The 20,372-nt window shown below is 67.4% G+C and carries 12 protein-coding genes; 8 read left to right on the top strand and 4 right to left on the bottom strand.

The genetic code is table 11. The features are described 5' to 3' along the window. Window positions 1–4: 4 nt before the first annotated feature. The gene (locus tag IEY58_RS07650) at window positions 5–958 is read right to left on the bottom strand and encodes an XrtA-associated tyrosine autokinase (protein WP_189044218.1); all 954 of its coding nucleotides are present in this window, start codon (window positions 956–958) and stop codon (window positions 5–7) included. Window positions 959–983: 25 nt separating this feature from the next. Then, window positions 984–2,579 (bottom strand): XrtA system polysaccharide chain length determinant, encoded by a 1,596-nt coding sequence (locus IEY58_RS07645; RefSeq protein WP_268237556.1) that lies wholly within the window; start codon window positions 2,577–2,579, stop codon window positions 984–986. A gap of 535 nt (window positions 2,580–3,114) precedes the next feature. Between IEY58_RS07645 and IEY58_RS07640 the strand changes: the two genes are divergently transcribed. The 8 genes from IEY58_RS07640 (at window position 3,115) to IEY58_RS07605 (ending at window position 13,320) form a co-directional block, all read left to right on the top strand. Continuing rightward, window positions 3,115–3,720: an XrtA/PEP-CTERM system exopolysaccharide export protein gene (locus IEY58_RS07640; RefSeq protein WP_229743572.1), complete on the top strand. Its 606-nt coding sequence runs from the start codon at window positions 3,115–3,117 to the stop codon at window positions 3,718–3,720. A 15-nt stretch (window positions 3,721–3,735) separates the two neighbouring features. Beyond that, window positions 3,736–5,478, top strand: a complete 1,743-nt coding sequence (locus tag IEY58_RS07635) for a TIGR03016 family PEP-CTERM system-associated outer membrane protein (RefSeq protein ID WP_189044212.1) — start codon at window positions 3,736–3,738, stop codon at window positions 5,476–5,478. Between the two features lie 9 nt (window positions 5,479–5,487). Continuing rightward, window positions 5,488–6,537: an XrtA/PEP-CTERM system-associated ATPase gene (locus IEY58_RS07630; protein ID WP_189044211.1), complete on the top strand. Its 1,050-nt coding sequence runs from the start codon at window positions 5,488–5,490 to the stop codon at window positions 6,535–6,537. Then, a complete protein-coding gene (locus tag IEY58_RS07625) occupies window positions 6,534–7,487 on the top strand; it encodes an XrtA system polysaccharide deacetylase (protein WP_229743561.1) in 954 nt (317 codons plus the stop codon). The genes IEY58_RS07630 and IEY58_RS07625 overlap by 4 nt, the downstream gene beginning before the upstream one ends. 41 nt (window positions 7,488–7,528) lie before the next feature. Further along, window positions 7,529–8,602 (top strand): FemAB family XrtA/PEP-CTERM system-associated protein, encoded by a 1,074-nt coding sequence (locus IEY58_RS07620; protein WP_189044209.1) that lies wholly within the window; start codon window positions 7,529–7,531, stop codon window positions 8,600–8,602. A 42-nt stretch (window positions 8,603–8,644) separates the two neighbouring features. Then, complete coding sequence (locus tag IEY58_RS07615) at window positions 8,645–10,216, top strand: FAD-binding oxidoreductase (RefSeq protein ID WP_189044207.1); 1,572 nt, start codon at window positions 8,645–8,647, stop codon at window positions 10,214–10,216. Window positions 10,217–10,230: 14 nt separating this feature from the next. Beyond that, a complete protein-coding gene (locus tag IEY58_RS07610) occupies window positions 10,231–10,980 on the top strand; it encodes a metallophosphoesterase family protein (RefSeq protein ID WP_189044205.1) in 750 nt (249 codons plus the stop codon). A 111-nt stretch (window positions 10,981–11,091) separates the two neighbouring features. Then, window positions 11,092–13,320 (top strand): cyclic nucleotide-binding and patatin-like phospholipase domain-containing protein, encoded by a 2,229-nt coding sequence (locus IEY58_RS07605; protein WP_189044203.1) that lies wholly within the window; start codon window positions 11,092–11,094, stop codon window positions 13,318–13,320. Here the strand turns inward: IEY58_RS07605 and IEY58_RS07600 are convergent. Next, window positions 13,305–13,982: a 4'-phosphopantetheinyl transferase family protein gene (locus IEY58_RS07600; RefSeq protein ID WP_189044202.1), complete on the bottom strand. Its 678-nt coding sequence runs from the start codon at window positions 13,980–13,982 to the stop codon at window positions 13,305–13,307. The genes IEY58_RS07605 and IEY58_RS07600 overlap by 16 nt on opposite strands. Then, complete coding sequence (locus IEY58_RS07595; RefSeq protein ID WP_189044200.1) at window positions 13,979–19,933, bottom strand: non-ribosomal peptide synthetase; 5,955 nt, start codon at window positions 19,931–19,933, stop codon at window positions 13,979–13,981. The genes IEY58_RS07600 and IEY58_RS07595 overlap by 4 nt, the downstream gene beginning before the upstream one ends. Window positions 19,934–20,372: the final 439 nt, after the last annotated feature.

Below are 20,372 nucleotides of genomic sequence, written 5' to 3'. Positions count from 1 at the left end.
GCCCTCAGGCTTGCTCAGCATCTTGCCCGTAATAGGTGCCGTAATACGTGCCGTAGTACCGACCAAAACGGGTTTTCGTCTTGTTGAGCAGGAGCATGACGTTCGGGCAGACGCTCAGCATCTCGAGCGCGCCCTTGATCTCCATCTCGGTCGTCCGCTCCGCCTCGACGATGAGGATGACCTGGCCCACCTCGGACGCGAGCGCGCCGCCCTCGTTCGTCGCCTGGATCGGCGAGGTATCGAACAGGATGATGCGGTCGGGATAGCGGCGGGCGAGCTCGTTGATGACCGTTTCCGCGCGCCGGCTGGCCAGGAGCTCGGTGCCCATGGTGTGCGGCCGGCCCGCGGTGATGAGCGACAGGTTGCGGATGTTGGTGCGCTGCAGCACCTGGCTCACGTCCAGGCTCGGGTCCTCGAGCAGGTCGGTGAGCCCCAGGCTCTCCTCGATGCCGAGACGGGATGCCAGCGACGGGCGGCTCAGGTCCGCGTCGATCAGCAGGACGTTGAGATCGCGCTCCTTGGCGATGCTCATGGCCAGGTTCACGGTCGTGAAGGTCTTGCCCTCACCCGGAATGGCGCTCGTCACCATGATGAGATTGCCCTTGAGCTCGGGCTTCTTGAACGAGGCGCGGGCGTATTGCAGCAGCGGACGCTTGATCGAGCGGTATTCCTCGGCCATGCGGCTGCGCTCGCCGCGCGGCGTCAGCACGTGGCGGGCCGTCAGCGCGTCGAGGTTCAGGTGGACGAACTTGCCGGCCTTCTGCGCCTCCGCCTCCACCGCCTCGTCGATCTTGGGCAAGGCGGGCATGCGCGGCGCCGCCATGGGCTTGGACGGCTGCTTGCGCGCCGGCGTCGTCGAGGCGGCGTCGCCGGCCTGGTTGGACAAAGCCTGCGCGGCGCGTTCCACAAGCGAAGGGCGCCGGCCCGCGACCTGGCCCTCGTTGTCGATATCGCTCATGAGCTGATGGCCTCGCATATTCTGGTCAAGCGGTGTGAGAGGGGTGCTGAAGGCTGTCGGTCGGCAGCAGGACGGCGGTTTGGTCGTGGCGCAGCTTGCCGGGCAGCAGCGCCGGCAGGCCGACGTTCCGTTCGACCACCATCAGGCCGCCCCAGATGAGGAACAGCCCGAGCGCACAGCCGGCGAACAGCACCGTTTTCACCATATGCGAGTTCTCCTCGCGCTCGTCCCGGGCAAGCGAGACCGTGCCGACGACCGGATAGCCCGTGACGCGCGCCAGGTGCTGACTGTCGACGAAGGTCTTCTGCATGATTACGAGGATGAGGATGATCGTGCCGCCGAGGGCGAGGCCGCCGACGAGGACCAGCGTCAGCAACAGCGAGCGCTTGATGCCCGAGGGGCGCGTCGGCACCTGCGGCGGGTCGATGATGCGGAACTGGATCTTGTCCGCCTGGTTCTCGCGGCTCTCCGACAGGTTGGCGGCCTGCAGGCGCGAGGCGAGCTGTTCGTAGCTGGCGCGTGCCGTCTCGAATTCACGGTTGAGGCGCTGCAGCTCCGCGTCGATCGCCGGCATCTTGGACGCCTGCTGCTCGAGCGTGGCGAGCTCCGCCTTGCGCCGATCGAGCTTGCTCTTGGTGGCGGCAATCTGCGCCTCGGTCTCGACCAGCTGGATCTTGACCTGGCGATAGACCTCGTTGGAGCCGAGCGGCTGGCCGGCGCCCGGGTTCGACTTCTGCTGCTGGGCCAGCTGGGCCTTGAGATCGTCGAGCAGACGGCGCGTGTTGATGACCTCGGGATGGTTGTCCGTATAGTGCGTCCGGAGCGCATCCAGCCGTGCCTGAGTCTCACGGATCCGGCTATCGAGGCTAGGCCCCGTATCGGCGAGCGGCGTCGTGGTGGTGGTGGCCGCCGCATATTTCGGCTCGCCCTGAAGCTGGCGCTGCAGCTCGGCCGCCCGCGCGTTGAGGTCGTCGAGCTGGGCCGCCTGGTCCTGCACGTCGGTGCGCGTCTTGCCCAGGAGCTCGCCGTACGAGTTGCTGCCGTTCAGCACATCGAGATTGGCCTGCTTGTAGGCCGACAGCGCTTCCTGCGCCTTGCGCACGCGCTCGTCGTACTGGGCGACCTGGTCGCGCAGGAAGGACTGCGCATTGTCGAGGTTCTGCCGGATCGTGCCGAAATTGCTCTCGATGAACAGGTTCAGCGACGATTGGACGACCTGATAGGCCTGGTTCGGATTGAGCGAGTCGTAGCTGATGGTGAAGGTCTTGTCCTGCGCGCTGCGGACCGTCAGGTTCTGCCGGAGCGTATTGACCGCCTGGTCGAGCTGGGCATCCGTCATCGCGCTGTCGCGCTGCGTCATCTTGACGACACGCTCGAGCGTCGAGCGGCTGGTCAGCGTCCGCTTCAGGATGTCGACCTGCTGGGCCGGGTCGACGTCGACCGCGATGCCGCTCAGCAGGGGTTGTAGCAGGCTTTGCGTGTCAACGTAGACTTGCGTCTCGGATACGTAGTGGCTGGGGATGAGCGCCACGATCGGCCAGCCGACGAGGCAGACGATCCAAGCCACAAGAACAGCCAGCCATCGCCGCTGCCAAAGAGCCGGCGTGCGGCTCAACACCATTGTCAGCAGATGTTGCATTGATCAACCACAACCTTCTGGCGCATTCGCGGGCCGAGTTCTGAATGCTAAGCCCTTAGATGCCAATACAAATAGGCCGCCATCATTAATATACCCCTAACGGAACTGCGAGCGGGAGTTACGGCCGTCGCGCGCGTCGTTCCGTCGCCGCCGGCGGCAGGGTTCTGCGGCAAGGGAAGCGCTTCCTCACGCGTAAAAAGTGTCGCGGAAGCGCAACTGAAGGTTCATCGGTCGATCGCAGGCGCGCTGTTCAGCCGCAATCTTGCGGATTCTATATCACTGTCAATGACGGTTAAGTGAGCCGAGTGCTAAAGTCCCGGTCGATATGCCAAATTTTAATCCTTTTCGTCAAATTTCTTTTCTTTCGCCGGAAAGGATGCCATGCAATCAACATACGGCATCATCGCCCGGGGGTGGGCGGTCTGCCTGTGAACGATTTCATGGAATCATTCGCGGCGACGTTGTGGTGACGGCCTTGGGGGGCGAAATGAGGTCAGAATTTTCGCGGTTGGGCAAAGTGTTTGCGATTCTGGTGCAGGGACTGGCGCTCGCTTCCGTCGCCGCCTGCTCCAGCTATCCAGAGGCGCCGCAACTCAGTCAGGAAGCGGCCGTCTCGCATCCGATCTATCTGATCGGCCCCGGCGATGCGCTGCAGGTTTTCGTCTGGGGCAATCCTGACCTGTCGACGACCGTTCCGGTGCGCCCGGACGGCCAGATCACGCTGCCGCTGGTGCCGAGCCTGCCGGTCGCCGGCAAGACTTCGGTCGAGGTTGCGCACCAGATCGAGGACGAGCTCAAGAAATACGTCAAGAACCCGATCGTCTCGGTCATGATCACCGGGTTCAAGGGGCCCTATGCCCAGCAGGTGCGCGTGGTGGGCGAGGCGGCCAAGCCGCAGGCGCTGCAATATAACGACGGCATGACGGTGCTGGATGTCATGATCCAGGTGGGCGGCATCACCCAGTTCGCCGCCGGCAACCGGGCGATCCTGTTGCGCCAGGAGAACGGCAAGGAAGCGAAGTACCAGGTCCGCCTGACCGACCTCATGAACGATGGCGATCTGTCGGCCAACGTGGCCATGTTGCCGGGCGACATTCTGGTCATTCCGCAGAGCTGGTTCTAAGAAGGGGTGGTCACCGTGACCCGTCGAAGGGGGGCATCGGCGGTGCGCCGACGTCTCGACGCGCGTCTATCGCTCGCATCTTCTTCTATCGCGCTGCTGCTCGCCGTCCCGGCCATGGCGCAGACGCTGCCGGGGGCGTTCGACCAGCAGGGCGTGAATATCCCGATCCAGGGGACGCCCAACACGACGCTGCAGCCCGGCGCGGCCGGCCAGGGTGCCGCTCAGGACCAGGGTGACGCCCAGAGCGGGCAGGGTGGCTCCGATGAGGGCGGTTCCGGAGCCCAGGCGGCACCCGGGACCCGTGCTCGCGCGTTCGGCCAGGCGGCGCCGGGCGCCGAGGCTGCGCTCCAGGGGGTGGAGCAGCGCCGGCCGGCCTTCGTCTTCGAGCCGAACGCCAGCCTGCAGGGCACGTTTACCGACAATGCGTTCCTGACCCAGAACAGCCGCAAGTCCGACTGGATCACGACGCCATCGGGCGGGATCGACGTCACCGGCAAGACGGAACGGAGCCAGATCAACGGCACCTATTCGGTCAGCGGCGACTTCTACGCCGCCGACAGCCAGCTCAACGGCTATCGCCAGAATCTGCTGACGGTCGACAAATTCGATGTGGTGAAGGACGCCTTCAGCGTCGAGCTGCGTGGGTCGATCGACCAGGAGGACATCGCGCAGACTGGGCAGCTTGCTGCGACTGAGCGTTCTGGCCTCGGCAACCAAACCCAGGTCGCCAACGCGACGATCACCCCCAAGTACGTGAACAAGTTCGGCAACTGGGCGGTCGGGACCCTGTCCTACTCGCTGAACCGGGTCGCCTATTTCAACGGCGGCAACAACGCGACGCCGAACAACCTTAGCAACAGCACGCAGCAGAATATCGCGGCCGAGCTGGCGAGCGGTTCCATCTTCACCCAGCTCACCTGGCGGCTGGGGCTGTCGGACGCCATCTCGCGCGGGAACGACACGCATCTCAACCAGCAGACGGCCGAGATCGATAGTGAGTACCGGATCAACTCCATGTTCCGGGTGCCGGCCACGGTCGGCTACGACAATTTCGCGGAAAACCAGTCGGCCTTCTCGTCGAGCAGCTTGTCGGGTGTGTTCTGGAGCACCGGCCTCCACCTGGTGCCGGGGCCGCGCACGGAACTGACGCTGCGCTACGGCCGTCGCTACGACAAGCCGTACGAGAACGGCACACTCACCTACAAGATCCTGCCGAACATGACGCTGACGGCGACCTACGACGTCGTCGTGCAGACTCAGCAGCAGTCGCTTGCGAGCTCGCTGCAGGGTGTCGTCGTCGATGCCAACGGCAACTTTGTCAATCCGATCGGCGGGCTGCCCGCGGCACCCAACCAGACGGGGAACAATCTGGTGAACGCGGTCTACCGCGCCCGGAATTTCCAGTTCGGCGTCAGCGGCAGCCACGGGCTCAATTTCTTCTCGCTGAACGGTCTGTTCGAGACGCGGGATTTCGGCGGCGTGATCGGCAGCGACCGGACGCAGGGCATCAACGGGACGCTCGGTCGCAACCTCAGCCCCTTGACCACCGTCACCTTCATAGGCCAACTGGAGCATACGATAGATACCGGCACGCTGCAGAACATCGGCTCGAACGTCAATCTGCTGACCGGCTTGGATCTCGATCATAAACTCAGCGAGCGAACCGATCTCGCCTTTGACGTGACCCGGCGCCATCAATACGGCACGACCAGGAGTGACGAAGACGCTTTTGTCATCCGGCTCAGCCACAAATTCTGAGCGGGGCTCATGTACGAGAAATTCTTCGGGTTCCATAGCCATCCGTTCCGGCTCACGCCCGATCCGAATCTGTTCTTCGGCAGCCGCGGACATATCCGCGCCCATTCCTATCTGACCTTCGGGCTCAGCCAGGGCGAGGGCTTCGTCGTCGTCACCGGCGACGTCGGTGCCGGCAAGACGACGCTCTTGAGCCATCTGCTCGCGGGTCTGCAGGAACAGCAGCAATACCGCGTGGCGCGCATCGTGACCTCGCATCTCAATGCCGAGGACACGCTGCGCATGATCGTGACGGCCTTCGGCCTGATGCCGGCCGAAGGCGGCAAGGCGGCGCTGCTTCGGCAGATGGAGGGGCTGCTGATCGAGGCGTCTTCGACGAGCGAGCGTTGCCTGCTCATCGTCGACGAGGTGCAGAACATGCCGTTCCCGGCGCTCGAGGAGCTGCGCATGCTGTCGAACATCGAAGTGCCCGACGGCGCGCCGTTGCAGACGATCCTCGTCGGGCAGCCGGAATTCCGCGACGCGATCGCGAGCCGTCCGCTCGAGCAGCTGCAGCAGCGCGTGGTCGCCTCGTGCCATCTGCTGCCGATGGAGCAGTCGGAGATCAAGGATTACGTGATCTTCCGCCTGGAGCAGGCGGGCTGGACCGGTGATCCGGGCTTCGCCGACGGCGTGTTCGACGAGATCTATCGCCACACCAAGGGCGTGCCGCGCCGCATCAACGTGCTGTGCGCGCGCCTTCTCCTGCATCTCTGCCTCGACGAGCGGCACCTGCTCACCGAGGAGGATGTGAGCGAAGTGGCGCAGGAGCTGCAGGCGGAAACCGCTTCGAGCCAGCCGGAGGGCAACGGGGCCGCATATCCGACCAACACCGGCATGTCGACGGCGCTTGCCGCCGCTGCCGGCCGGGTGGCGCCGGACCATGTGGTTTCCGACCACGAGATCCGCCTGGCGGCACTCGAAGAACGTGTGCGCCGGCACGACATGGCATTTCGGCGTGCGCTTCTCAGCCTGTCGGACTACATTTCTGAGGTGAATCTCGGCGCCGGGAGGAAACCGTGACGGCCAGTTTGCACGCCTTCAGTCCATCGACCGTCAGGCCGCAGGCTCAGCCGATCGATCCCGCCCGGTTCGCGCCGATCGTCGAGGCGCCGCGGCGCGAGGATGCCCGGATCGTCAACGCCATGTCGGTCGACGTCGAGGATTATTTCCAGGTCCAGGCCTTCGCCAATACGGTCGCGCGCGACCGCTGGGACGAATTCGAGCGCCGGGTCGAGCGCAACACGGATCGCGTGTTGCAGATCTTCGCCGACGCGCGCGTGGCGGCGACCTTCTTCACGCTCGGCTGGGTTGCCGAGCGCTATCCGCAGCTCATTCGCCGGATCGCCGACCAGGGGCACGAGGTCGCGAGCCACGGCTGGGCGCACCATCTGGTCACCTCGCAGACGCCCGAGGAATTCCGCGCCGACATCCGCCGGACCCGGGCGCTGCTCGAGGACCTGTCGGGCCAGAGCGTCGTGGGCTATCGTGCCGCCACATTCTCGATCGGCCGGACCAATCTCTGGGCGTTCGACGTGCTGGCGGAAGAGGGCTATCGCTACAGCTCGAGCATCTTCCCCGTGCATCACGACCTCTACGGCATGCCCGAGGCACCGCATGGCCCGTTCCGGCCGCGTGCCGGCGAGCCGTTCGTGGAGTTCCCGATGTGCACGGTCGAGGCGCTGGGGCGCACCATCCCGTGCAGCGGCGGCGGCTATTTCCGCCTCATGCCCTATGCCGCCTTCCGCTGGGCAGTCAAGCGCCTGCACGCGGATGCCGAGCGGCCCTGCATCTTCTATTTCCATCCCTGGGAAATCGACCCGGGCCAGCCGCGCGTGCCGGGCCTGTCGATAAAGGGGCGGTTCCGCCACTATCTCAACCTCGATCGCATGGAGCCGCGCTTGAGGCGGCTGCTCGGCGATTTCCGTTGGGATCGCATGGACCGGGTGTTCGGTTCGTTCCTGCCGCACTAGAACCGCCGCCCTCAGCTACGGGAGCCACGGGCTTGTCTCTGATGACTTCGGATCGGCCCGCCGCCGCCGGTGAACTCGCGACCTACGAGATCGGCGTGCTCGACGATGCGGGCGCTGCCGAGTGGGACGCCTTCGTCGCCGCCTGCCCGCAGGCGACGTTCTTCCATCGCGCGGGCTGGCGCACCGTCATCGAACGGAGCTTCGGGCAGCACTGCCGGTTCCTCAAAGCCACGCGCGACGGCGCCATCCACGGCGTGCTGCCGCTGGTGCTGGTCAAGAGCCGGCTGTTCGGCACGCGCTGGGTCTCGACCGGCTGGTGCGTCGGCGGCTCGACCGCGGTCGACGAGCCGGCGGCGGCCCTGGCGCTCGACCGTGCGGCCCAGGCGCTGTTGGCCCAATCGCCGGCCGAATATATCGAATACCGCGACCCGCCCAATCCGCATACGGACGGAGCTTGGAAGGTCAAGGACGGCATCTACGCGAGTTTCGAGCGACCGATCGAGGCTGACGAGGACGCGTGCCTGAAGCAGATCCCGCGCAAGCAGCGCGCGGTCGTGCGCAAGGCGATCGAGTCGACGCTCGTCGACCGGATCGATCAGGACCCGACGAGCTTCTACCAGCTCTATTCGCTCAGCATGCGCAATTTGGGCACGCCGGTGTTCTCGCGCAAATACATCAAGACCCTCCTGGAGGTGTTCGGCCCGGACGCGGACATCCTGACGGTCTACCAGGACGACCGGCCGCTCTCCTCGGTGCTGAACTTCTATTTCCGAGACAAGGTGATGCCCTACTACACCGGGGCGGACCCGGAGGCGCGCAAGCTTGGTGCCGCGGATCTCATGTATTTCCGCGTCATGCGGCGCGCGTCGGCGCGCGGCTATCGGGTCTTCGACTTCGGGCGCAGCAAGCTCGATACCGGCCCCTATGCCTTCAAGAAGAACTGGGGCTTCGAGCCGCGGCCGGTCGTCCACGAGTTCTTCCTGAAAGACGGCGTCGCCATGCCGGACGTCAATCCCAACAATCCGAAATATCAGCGTAAGATCGAAGCCTGGAAACGGCTGCCGCTGCCGATCGCCAATCTCATCGGCCCGTGGTTCGGCCGGCAGGTGGGGTAGCGCGGCCGGCGTGGCCGGGCCGCCGGCGGAGGGAGAGCAGCCTTGAGCTTGGAGAACCTTGCCATCGAACTGAGGGACAGGTTCGCGCCGCATGCTTTGATCGATGGGGCGGGGCTCGATTCCTATCACAAGGCGACGAGCGGCCACGAGCGGTCCATTCCCCTCGTGGTCCGGCCGACGACGGTCGAAGAGGTCCAGACGCTGGTGCTGGCGGCGCGGCGCCACAACACGCCGCTCTATCCGATCAGCAGCGGCAAGAACTGGGGCCTGGGCTCGCGCCTGCCGGTCACGAGCGGCAACGTGGTGGTCGACCTGGGGGCCATGGACGAGATCGGCCCGGTCGACGAGCGCTACGGCGTCGTCATGGTGCGGCCGGGAGTGACCCAGGCGCAATTGGCGGCACATCTTGCCAAGACCGGCTCGCGCTTCTTCCTCGATGTCACCGGATCGGGTGCGGACACCAGCGTCGTCGGCAACACGCTCGAGCGCGGTGTCGCCTACAACACGCTCCGGGCCGAGCAGGTCGTGTCGGTCGAAGTGGTGCTGGGCACCGGCGAGGTGATCAAGACCGGCTTCGCCCATTTCCCGGAATCGAAGATCGGCCCGCTCTGCCGTTTCGGCATCGGCCCCGATCTGGGCGGTCTGTTCCTGCAGTCGAACCTCGGCATCGTCGTCGGCCTCACCATCAAGCTGCTGCCGCGGCCGGCCGCCCAAGCGATGTTCCTGGTCAGCCTCTCCGCCGCTGACTTGCCGGCCTTCTTCGAGGCCATGCGCGACCTGGTCCAGGAGGGCTCGCTCGACAGTATCGTGCATGTCGGCAACCGGCGGCGCAGCGAGATCACGCTGACGCCGCTCATCTATCGCCAGCTGGTCGCGGCCGGCCTGCCGGCCTCGCGCGCCGCGGCGCAGGCCATCGCCGACAAGCAGATGCGCGGCCAATGGAGCGCCATCGGTGTCGTGGCCGGCACGCCCGGCCATGTCGCGCAATCTCAGCGCCGGGTCCGCGCCCGGCTCGGCCGGTTCGGCCGGGTCCGCTTCATGACGCCGGCGCGCCTGGACCTTGCGAAACGGGTCTCGCGCCTGCCTGGGTTGGGCGGGTTGCGGATGTTCCTGCTCGGCGTCGAGCCGCTCTTGCGCCTGCCGACCGGCGTGCCGACGAGCGAGGCGCTGCACAGTGTCTATTGGCCATCGGTCGATCGTTCCGATTACGCGGACAATCCGGACCTGGGCGCGGGCGGCATCGCCTTCTCGGCGCCGGTGATTCCGCTCGATGGACCGACCATCCGGGCGGCGGTCGAGGCGACCGACCGGGTCGGCGCCAGCTTCGGATTCACGCCGGCCGTGACGCTCAACCTGATGAACGACCGGACGCTCGAGGGCGTCGTCAGCATCGATTTCAGCCGGGCCGATTCGGCCCGGCGCCAGCAGGCAAAAGAATGCCTGCGCGCCCTCAATCGCGCTTATTTTGACCTCGGCTGCACGCCCTATCGCATTGATATCGACAATATGGACTTGGTCCTGCGTCCGGATGATCCGTTTTGGACGACGGTCCGGTCGCTGAAGCAGGCTCTCGACCCCGACGGTATTATCGCGCCGGGGCGTTACAGCCTCTAGCAGCAGGGCGCGCAATGTTCGGGTGGTTCCGCAAGCCGCGACCTTTGCCCCAGGCGACCATCCCGCCGGGCACCCGGGTCTATGTCATCGGCGATATCCACGGTTGCATCGACGAACTCGACGCGTTGCAAGCACTTATTCGCCAGGACCTATTTCTGACACAGGCAGATCAGAATCTAATCATCTATCTTGGCGACTACGTCGACCGCGGTCCGGCTTCCGCGGAGGTCCTCGACCGCCTTATCGCCCATCCCCTGCAAAACACGACTCCTATTCACCTCAAAGGCAACCATGAGGCGATGATGGCAGCGTTTTTGGAACGGCCAGAGGAGGTGGGGCCGAAATGGTTTGCCATCGGTGGTGCTGCAACAGTTGCAAGCTACGGTGTGCCGTGGCGGGGCGGCATGGAGCTCTCGCGCCTTGCCGAAGACCTGGCGGAACGGGTGCCGCAGTCGCATCGGGATTTTCTGAACTCGCTTGAGACGTACTATCGTCTCGGCGATTACTTTTTTGTGCATGCCGGCATACGGCCCGGTGTACCGCTCGCTCGCCAAGCCGAGGCCGATCTGCTATGGATCAGGAACCCGTTTCTAGGATCGAAAATTTCCCACGGTGCCGTGGTTGTGCATGGCCACACCCCGGTCCCCGCACCAGAAGAACTCTCCAACCGCATCGCCATAGACACCGGCGCCTGCTTTACCGGCGTGTTGACGTGCCTAGTCCTCGAAGGCCGGCAGCGTCGGTACCTCGCAACGAACAGCTGACGTAAATTGTCCTTGATGAGCCATCAATCCCGCGCCCTACTGAACGGGAATTCCCGTCCAACGCGATCGTCGGCCCCGCCGCGGTCGTCGGCATGGCGAAAGTGCGCGCGGATGACCGTGGACGACACCAGACAAGCAATTTGCGGCGCCTTGGGCATAACCCAAGGGATCGAGGAGAGCTTTTTCGATGCGATCATCGGCGCGCTCGAGACGCGCTCGATGCCTGCCGGTGCCACGCTCGTGGCCCAAGCCGACCTGGTCGACAGCCTGTGGATCGTCGAGACCGGCCGCCTCGAAGGCTTCGGCGGCCTCGCCAACCGGGAGGTCGAACTCGACGCGTTCGGCCCTGGGGATCTGATCGCGGTCTCGCTGCTGCCGGCCTCGGGTCCGGCGCTCGTGACGGTCAAGACCACGACGCAGGCTGTGCTGTGGCGCCTGCCCTTGGCCGACGCGAACGCGCTGCGCGAGACCTGGCCCGGCGAAATGGCGGCGATCTGGGATCGGGCCGCCGCGCGGGCGACGTTCCTCAGCCTCGTGCTGGGCCTGCGCCAGAGCATCCTGTTCCAGGACGTCAACCTCGCAACCGCTGTTCAGCTGGCCAAGATGGCCGAGCAGATCGTGTTGCGCGGCGGCGAGGTTCTGTTCCGCCAGGGCGATGCGTCCGATGCGATCTATGTCGTGATCAACGGCCGGCTCGACGTCGTGAAGCGCGACGGGAAGGGCAAGGCGGAACTGGTCAACGAGATCGGCCCCGGCGAGAGCGTCGGCGAACTCGGGCTGGTGACGGACCAACGGCGCGCGGCCGACATCATCGCGCGGCGCGACACGACCGTCGCCCGGCTCGATAAGCGCGAATACATGGAGATCCTGCGGCGCGACCCCGAAGGCATTGCCCGCGGTCTCGTCCGGTCGGCGCAGGGCGTCAGCACTGGCATGGCGCGCTTCCGTCGCCAGCACGGCGGCGGCAATCTGCCCTCGCTGGCGCTCATCGCGGCGCGGCCGGGCTTGCCGCTTCGGGAATCGGCCGAGGCACTCTCGGAAGCGCTCGGCCGGCGCGGCTCGATCATTCTGCTGACCTCGGACGCCTGCAAGGGCGCCGGCTATCCGATCAACGACACGAGCGCCGGAGCACAGGAGCGCAACATCGCGCTTCTGCGCTGGCTCAACGACCTGGAACGCCACTACTCCTGCATCCTCTATGTCGCCGACGAGGCGGACACGCCCTGGACGCAGCTCTGCGCGCGGCAGGCCGACCATGTGCTGCTGATGATCGACGGCGCGGAGAAGCCGGCGATCGGCCCGATCGAGCGGGCGGTGCGGCAGGTGCCGCGCACGGCGGAGCAGCGCTGGACGACGCTCCTGCTGCAGTCGCCCGAGATCGCGGCGCCGGTCGGCACGATGAAGCATCTGGCGCTGAGGCCCGGCAGCCAGCACACGCACGTCCGCGCGGGCCGGGCGGCCGATTGGGCGCGGGTCGCGCGCAGCCTGACCGGCAATTCGGTCGGCGTCGTGTTCGGCGGCGGCGGCGCCCGCGGCTTCGCCCATATCGGCATCATCCGCGCGCTCGAGGAACATGGAGTACCGGTCGACGTCGTCGGCGGCACCAGCATCGGGGCGCTCGTAGCCGGCCAATATGCGCTCGGCCGCGGACCGGAGGAGATCCTCGAGGGCGTGATGTCGCTGGTGAAAACCGGCGAGCAGTTCACGCTGCCGCTCGTCTCGCTCATGTCCGGCCGGCGCTTCTCGCGCGGCCTGCACACGCTGATGGGCGAAGGCGCCATCGAGGATTCCTGGCGCAAGTTCTTCTGCATCTCGTGCAACCTGACGAGCGCTCAGAGCGTGGTGCACGCCTCCGGCTCGCTCTGGCGCGCGGTGCTGGCGAGCAACTCGCCGCCGGGCCTGCTGCCGCCGGTCATCAACGGCGGCGATCTCCTGGTCGACGGCGGCTTGCTCGACGGCCTGCCGACCGAGACCATGAACCGGCTCAACGGCAAGGGGCTGTTGATCGTCATCAACGTAATGCCGCGCACCGGCGTTTCCACGTCCTATTCCTACGACTACGGCCTGTCGGGCTGGCGTATCCTGTGGAACCGCCTCAACCCTTTCACCAATTCGGTCGGCATGCCGAACATCGTCGAGATCCTGACGCGCTCGATGGCGATCGGCAGCATCGCGAACCGCACGATTATGCTGCAGCGCGCGACCGACCTGCTGCTCGAGCCGCCGCTCTCGGTCTATGCGGTGACCGACCACGTCAAGGGCCGCGAGATCGCCGAGTTCGGCTACACCGACTCGGCCGAGAGGATCAGCGCCTGGTGGGACAATCAGCTGAAGCTGTAAGGCTCGGCCGTAAGCGCGATCGCGGGCGCGTCATAGGCGACAGTGCCAATCCACTCTGGCGGTAGCGGCAGCGTGCGCGCGCGATAGCGCACGTCCTCGACCCGCACGCTGCCCCCCGAAAAGATCGCGCCCAGGCGGCAGCGCAACTGCCTTGGATCGAGCTGCAGGCCGCGCCCGTCCGCCTTGGCGGCCGCTTCCTTCATGGTCCAGAACTTAAGGAATTGCCCGGCCGGGTCGACGGAGCGCTCGACGCTCTGCTGCTCGTCGGCGGTGAGGATGCGCTGATGGAGGGCCGCCTCGATCTCGTGATGCCGCTCGACGTCGACGCCGATCCGGCAACCGACCGCGACCGCCGCGCAGGCGAGGCCGGGTGTGTGGCTGATCGAGGGATCGAGCGCGCCGGGCAGATGAGGGCGTCCGGCGCGATCGAAGGTCAGCGCCTCCGCCGTTTCGCCCGCACCGAGCCGCTGGAGTGCCGCCACGAGCAGCAGCCGGCCGACAAGACGCAGATGGCGGTCGCTTTCGCGCAGCGGCTCGTCGATGCCAGCCCGCAGGCTCTCGGGCAGGCGTGCCACGAGCGCCGGCCAGTCGGGCGAGGAGTCGGGCGAGGCCGCTTCGAGCGGGGCGAGCTCGCTCCAGAGCACGAGGGCGCGGGCCCTCAAGACTGGATCATGAGCCGTCTGACGATCGCCGCCACGCCGCCGACGTTCCGCCGGTGGAACAGGCCGCCGTGCAGGCCGCGCGCATCCGCATAGTCGACCTGCCGCGCATGATGGCGCCAGGGCCGGAACAGGATGCCGCTGATCCAGCGCGTGGCCGAGCCGCGGACGATGGTGAGCGGACCGTCGAACTTGTCGCCGCGCCACGCAAGCAAGGCCGCCAGATGGATGTAGAGCCCGCGGTCGTCGAAGATCTGGCGCGAACGCTCGATGAGCCAGCTGTTGGCGAGCCACGACCGATGGCCGAGCATGCCGAGGCCGCGGCGGATCATCTCGAAGATCGCGACATTGACCTGCGGCAGCAGCGGATGGGCGCTGTCGAACAGCAGCACGCGATCGACCGCATGGCCGGCGCGGCGGAGCCGGCAGGCCGCCTCGTGGGCCAGCGGTCCGCCGGCGGAGAAGCCCGCCATGACGCAGCTGTTGGCGCCCAGCATCTCGGCGACGAGCGCGGCATAGGCGTCCGCCAGCCGCTCGACCGTCCAGGACTTGCCGTCTGGTGCGGCACCTGGCGGCAGGAGGCCCCAGACCGTGATGTCGTTGCCGAGGGCGGCCGCCAGATGCTCGAGCCGCACCCGGTCGCCGATGCCGGCCGCGATGCACACGAGGTTGCGACCGTTCGGCACCGGCGAGAGCAGCTTGAGCGTCGGCTCTTCCAGATTGTCGCCTGGCTCCTCGTTGTCGAGCAGCAGCGCCTGGCGGCGCGGCGTCCGCCGGTCGAAGAAGATGGCGGCCGGCACGGTCCGCCCGGTCTCCGCGTGCAGGCGGCCGATCAGCCGCATGACCATCAGCGAATGGGCGCCGGCCTGGAACACGTCGTCGGTCGGCTGCAGCCCCGGCGCCTGCAGCAGGTCGCGCCACAGGCGCAGGAGATGGCCTTCCATCACGCTGCGGACGCTCTGGCTGGCGCTGACCGACGCGCTTGGCGGGGCGCTGGCGACGGTCAGGGCCGCGAGCGCGTTGCGGTCGATCTTGCCGCTGGGCAGCGTCGGCAGCTTGGCGACCCGGTGGAAGATGGACGGCACCAGCGCATGGGGCAGCCGGCCGCGCACATAAGCGTCGAGCACGTCCTCGTCGGACCCGTTCGGGGCGAGGGCCACCCAGGCGGCCAGCACCGGGCCGGTCGCGCGCTGCTCGATGCCGACCGCTGCCTCCTTGACGCCGGGTGCCTGCAGCAGGACTGCCTCGATCTCGCCTGGCTCGATCCGCACCCCGCGCAGCTTGATCTGGTCGTCCGTGCGGCCGACGATCTCGAGGCAGCCGTCGTCGCGCCAGCGGCCGGAATCGCCCGACCGGTAGAAGCGGCCGCCGGCGGGCCCGTCCAGTTGCACGAAGCGGGCGGCGTCCTCCTCCGGCCGATTGAGATAGCCGATCGCGAGGCCGCGGCCGCCGATGACGATCTCGCCGAGCGCACCGACCGGCACGGGCTGGCCGCGCTCGTCCACGACCTGGATCGTGGCGCCGGCGACCGGCCGGCCGACCGATTCGATCGCGGCGGTCTCGGCCGCCAGTCCGTCGCCCGCCGGTCCGACACTTGGCGGCAGGGCCAGATGAGTGCAGAAGATCGCGGCCTCGGTCGGTCCGTAGCAATGGTCGACGATCGCCCCGGTCAGGGCCTGGAACCGCCGTCGCCCCGCCACCGTCAAGGCCTCGCCGCCGGTGATGACGCGACGCAGCCGGAACGGCGGCTGGTTCTCGAATGCGTCGGACAAATGGCTCAGCACGCCAGACACACAGCTGAACATCGTGATGCCGTGGCGTTGGGCGAGTGCTGCGATCCGCACCGGCTCGCGATCGGTCTGCGGCGGCGCCAGGATGACGGCGGCACCGCACAGGAGCGGCGTGAAGATCTCCCACAGCGACGGGTCGAAGATGGTCGGGATGCTCTGCAGCACCCGATCCTGCGGCGTCATCTCGAACGCCTCGACCTTCCACAGCAGCCGCTCGCGCAAGGCCGCGTGGGATACGGCGACACCCTTGGGCCGCCCGGTCGAGCCCGAGGTGTAGAGGACATAGGCGGCGGCCGTCTCCGCGACCGTGGGCAACGCCGGCGCTCCCTCAGTCGCTTGGCCGTTCACGGGATGGAACAGGAGCCGGCCGCCGGCGATGTCCGCCCCGGTCCCCGCCGCCGCGAGGACGATTTTCGCGTCGCTGTCGGCAACCATGAAGGCGCGGCGGTCGGCCGGCTGCTGCGGGTCCATGGGCACGAAGGCGCCGCCTGCGCGCAGGATGGCAAGCAGGGAGGCGAGCCACAGCGCCGAGCGTTCCATGCTGACGGCGACCCGGTCGCCGGGCTCGAGGCCGAGCGCCCGGAGCTGAGCCGCGAGGGCCGCCGATTCAGTGGCGAGCCGGGCATAGGTCCAGCTGGTGCCGTCGCTCTCGATGACGGCGGACAGGTCCGGGTATTGCGCGGCGGCGGCCAGGATCAGCCCGTGCAGCGTCTCGCCCTCCGCCGCGATGGCGCGCGCGGCCCGCGGGCCCTGGGACCAGGCTTCGAGCCGGTGCCGCTCGGCATCCGACAGCAACGGGATCGTGCCGATCGACGCCTCGAGATCGGCCGCGACCACGTCGACCAGCCGGTCGAACTGAGCGCACATCCGGCGCGTCGCCTCTTCGGACATCCAGGCGCGATGGACGGCGAATTCGCCGATGCAGGCCTCGTCGCTCTCGACCCAGGCGAGCGACAGGGGATTGGAGCCTTCCTGGGCATGCAGCAGGAACGGCCGCACGGCGCGGGCCGGCGCCGCCAAGGCCCGGTTGGCGTCCTCGTCGATCGGGCCTGCGACCCGGATATGGCCGAACGCTGCCTGGAACAGCGGCGGCAGGCCGGGAATCATCGGCAGCCGCAGGGCCTCGACCAGCATCGCGTGTGGCAGGCGGTTATGGGTCAGCGCCGCCCGGAGCTCGTTCGAGGTTTGGACGAGGAAATCGCGGGCGCGGCTCGACCGGTCGGCGAAGCGGGACCGGACGACGACCGGATTGACGAGCGGCGCCAGGGTTTCGCCATGACGCGACGGGATGCGGAGCGAGGTGATGACGCCGATCGCGACGTCGTCATTGCCGAGGCTGCGATGCAGGAACAGGCCGTAGAGGCCGAGGAGGAACGCCGGCAGGCTGACGTCGCACGCCTCGGCCGCGGCGCGCACGCGCGCGAGCCGGGCACCATCGAGCATGACGCGCTGCAGATGGATCGGCGGCTCGCCGGCCCGCTCCTCGTCGCGCCGGTGCGGCAGGATCAGCGGCGGCGGTGGCGGAGTCAGGCGCTCTTTCCAGAATTCGAGGTCGCTCAGCGCTTCGCGGCCGCAGAGGTAGAATTCCTCCTCGCTCACCAACTGGTCGATCGGATCGTGCGCGGGCTCGGCCGACGGCGTCTCGGCCAGCGTCCCGCCCAACGTCGCGGCGAGCGCTCGGCCCAGCGTCGAGACTGACCAGCCGTCGCAGATGACATGGTGGAACGTCAGCACGAGTGCCGTCTGCTCGACGCCCCAGCGATAGAGCACGGCACGCCAGAGCAGCTCGCCTTCCATCTCGAATGGGCGGCGCGAGCGGGCGATCATCGCGGGCACCCGGTCCGCCGGGGCCGCGTCGGTCAAATCGACGACCTCGAACGGCACGGTCGCCTGTTCGTCGATCTGCCGTTCCGGGCCCGCATCGGTCGCGGCGAAGCGCGAGTGCAGCAGCGGGTGCTGTCGCATGAGCTCTGCGAGTGCCGCCTCGACCTTGGCCGCGGGCGTGCCGTCGAGGAGGCGCAGCGCCATCGGCACGTTGTAGGCGGTCACGTCGCCGAGCCGGCTCTGCTCGGCCCAGATCGCCTCCTGCGTCCGCGTCAGCGGATAGTGCGCCCGGGCGGGGGCAGTGATGGTCGTCACGGCTTGGGGTGTCGAGCCGCCATGCCGGACGGCCGCGACCACATCCGTGAGTGTCAGCCCGCCCATGAGGTCGGCAAGCGACAGCTGCACGCCGTGCGTCGTGCGTAGCCACTCGCTGAATTCGATGGTGCGGAGCGAATCGAGGCCCAGCCGATGCAGCGGCGCATTGGCCGACGGCGGCGCGTTCAGCACCAGGGCCCGCTGCAGCCAGGCGGAAATCTCCGCTTCGGCGCCCTCGGCGGCGACCGGTTCGGCGGGTGCTGCCGCGGCAGCCTGGTCGAGAACGGACTTGAACTCGCCGGCAGCAAGGCCGGCGCGCGTGCTGCGCCGGCGGACCTTGCCGCTCGTCGTCCGCGGAATCGTCCCCGGACGCACCAGCACAAGCCGGGCGAGCGCCACCTCGGTCGCCTGCCAGACCGCATCGCGCGCGGCTTGCGACACGGCTTCCAGCTGGTCCTGCCGGCGGAGGTCGCGCGAGACCTCCATCACCAGTACGACACGGTCGCCTTCGCCCTCCTGCTCGAGGAAGGCGGCGGCGGTCTGGACCTGGCCGGTGCCGGAGCGGATCGCCGCGTCCTCGATGTCTTGCGGCGCGATGTTGCGCCCACGCAGCACGATGAGGTCGTCGAGGCGCGAGACGATGAACAGCTCGTCATCGTCGAAGAAACCCAGGTCGCCGGTGCTGACGAACTTGCCGTCCTCGCCTGCGACCTGGCGGCCGAAGCGCTGGGCCGAGGCCTCGGCGCCCCGCCAGAAGCCGGAGCTGACGCTGGGGCCGGCGACCCAAATCTCGCCGATCTCGCGCGGGCCGAGAGAGCGGCCGGTCGCGCGGTCGATGATGCGCACCGCATGATCAGGCACGCTCTGGCCGCTGCTGACCAGCGTCTGCGTCGGCTGGGTCGCGTCGGCCATCGGCACCGCCTGGCCCTCGCCGAGCTGGTCGCGCGCATAGGTGCGCACGGTCGGCGGCCGCCGGCGCCGGGCACCGCTGACGATGAGCGTGGTCTCGGCCAGGCCGTAGCACGCGAACCAGGCTTCGGCCTGGAAGCCGTAAGGGGCGAATTTCTGGGCGAACTGCTGCAGGGTCGCCGCTCGTACCGGCTCGGCGCCGTTGAAGGCGGTGTGCCAGCCGCGCAGGTCGACCCCCTCCATCTGCTCCGCGGTGATGGTGCGGGTGCAGAGGTCATAGGCGAAGTTCGGGCCGCCGGAGCGGACCGCGCCGTAGTGGCTGATCGCCCGGAGCCAGCGCGCCGGCTTCTGGATGAAGGCGCCGGGCGGCATGAAGGCGAGGCGGCCGCCCAGCACGGGCGCCGCCATGATATTGCCGAACAGGCCCATGTCGTGATGGACCGGCAGCCAGGACACCAGGCTGGCCGCATCCGGGTCGCCCGTCGTCTGCTGCTGGCCCAAGATATTGGCGTAGGCATTGTCATGGGTGATGACGATGCCCTTGGGCGAGCCGGTCGAGCCCGAGGTGTATTGCAGCACCGCCGGCTGGTCGCCGGCGAGAGCGGGCAGGGGGGCGGCCCGGCGCGGCTCCTCCGCCAGGACCTGCTCGACCTCGAACCAGGGAATGTCGGCGAGGTCGGGATCGGGCTCACCGTCGGCACCCGTCGGGGCCGCCTGGGCGGCAAGGATAAGGCGCGGGCGGGCGTCGGCGATGATCGACCGGATCCGCTCCATGCCGCGGGTCCGATGCGGCGGCGGCGCCGGGATCGCGACGGCGCCGGCGATGAGGCAGCCGTAAAGCCCGATCAGGAACTCGATGCTCGACGGCATCAGCAGCAGGACCGGCGCGTTGCGGCAATCACGGGCAGCGAGGAAACCCGCGAGCGCCGTCGCCCGGTCCCACAGCGCGCCATATGTCAGGCGACCGGTTTCCTGTTCGCCGTCGGCAAGGAAGACATAGGCCTCGTCGTCGCCCTGGGTCTCGGCGCGCATGTGCAGCAGCGACACGAGACTCGAACTCGCGACGGAACGCGGCGGCAGGATCACGGGCGGGCGCGCGGTGATGAGAGGCGTCATCTCGTTCCAGGCGATTTCGTGCTGGTCGTCACTTTGACCCAGGTCACGAGTCACCAAAACAGCTTCGGGTGACACTTCCGTCACGGCGTAATTTCTCCCGTCTCAGATAATAATTCTGAGAAGTATTCTGAATATTCGTTTGAAACTCGGTCGTATCTAACAAATTTTTGAGCATATGGCGGTGCGTTCACCGCAAGGGGCTCGGATGTGTTCGATATGGAACCTGCGTCCTGCCCGAGGACAAAGGCGCTTGATCGGCGGTTCATGGGCGGTTCCGAAGGTGCGTGAATACTGGCGAGCCTTGAAGGCAGGTGGCGCGTCATGGTGCTGTACCCGGTTTCCGGGTCGCCACCAGTGCCGCAGTCTTCCCTGCCCGTTAACTAACGTGCGAGGGTCGGCTTGGCAACATCATCCGAACTCTACGTCTATACCATCAGTC

It is taken from the genome of Aliidongia dinghuensis, from assembly GCF_014643535.1.
In the GTDB taxonomy this organism is placed as follows: domain Bacteria; phylum Pseudomonadota; class Alphaproteobacteria; order ATCC43930; family CGMCC-115725; genus Aliidongia; species Aliidongia dinghuensis.
The sequence above is the reverse complement of the archived record's forward strand: the minus strand, read 5'-3'. Positions and strand labels throughout refer to the sequence as shown.

Bases quoted from the DNA above. Each gene is read 5' to 3' on its own strand.
- IEY58_RS07650 (WP_189044218.1), bottom strand. From the start codon at position 958: ATGAGCGATATCGACAACGAGGGCCAGGTCGCGGGCCGGCGCCCTTCG.
- IEY58_RS07595 (WP_189044200.1), bottom strand. From the start codon at position 19,933: ATGACGCCTCTCATCACCGCGCGCCCGCCCGTGATCCTGCCGCCGCGT.
- IEY58_RS07630 (WP_189044211.1), top strand. From the start codon at position 5,488: ATGTACGAGAAATTCTTCGGGTTCCATAGCCATCCGTTCCGGCTCACG.
- IEY58_RS07620 (WP_189044209.1), top strand. From the start codon at position 7,529: ATGACTTCGGATCGGCCCGCCGCCGCCGGTGAACTCGCGACCTACGAG.
- IEY58_RS07605 (WP_189044203.1), top strand. From the start codon at position 11,092: ATGACCGTGGACGACACCAGACAAGCAATTTGCGGCGCCTTGGGCATA.
- IEY58_RS07610 (WP_189044205.1), top strand. From the start codon at position 10,231: ATGTTCGGGTGGTTCCGCAAGCCGCGACCTTTGCCCCAGGCGACCATC.
- IEY58_RS07645 (WP_268237556.1), bottom strand. From the start codon at position 2,579: ATGGTGTTGAGCCGCACGCCGGCTCTTTGGCAGCGGCGATGGCTGGCT.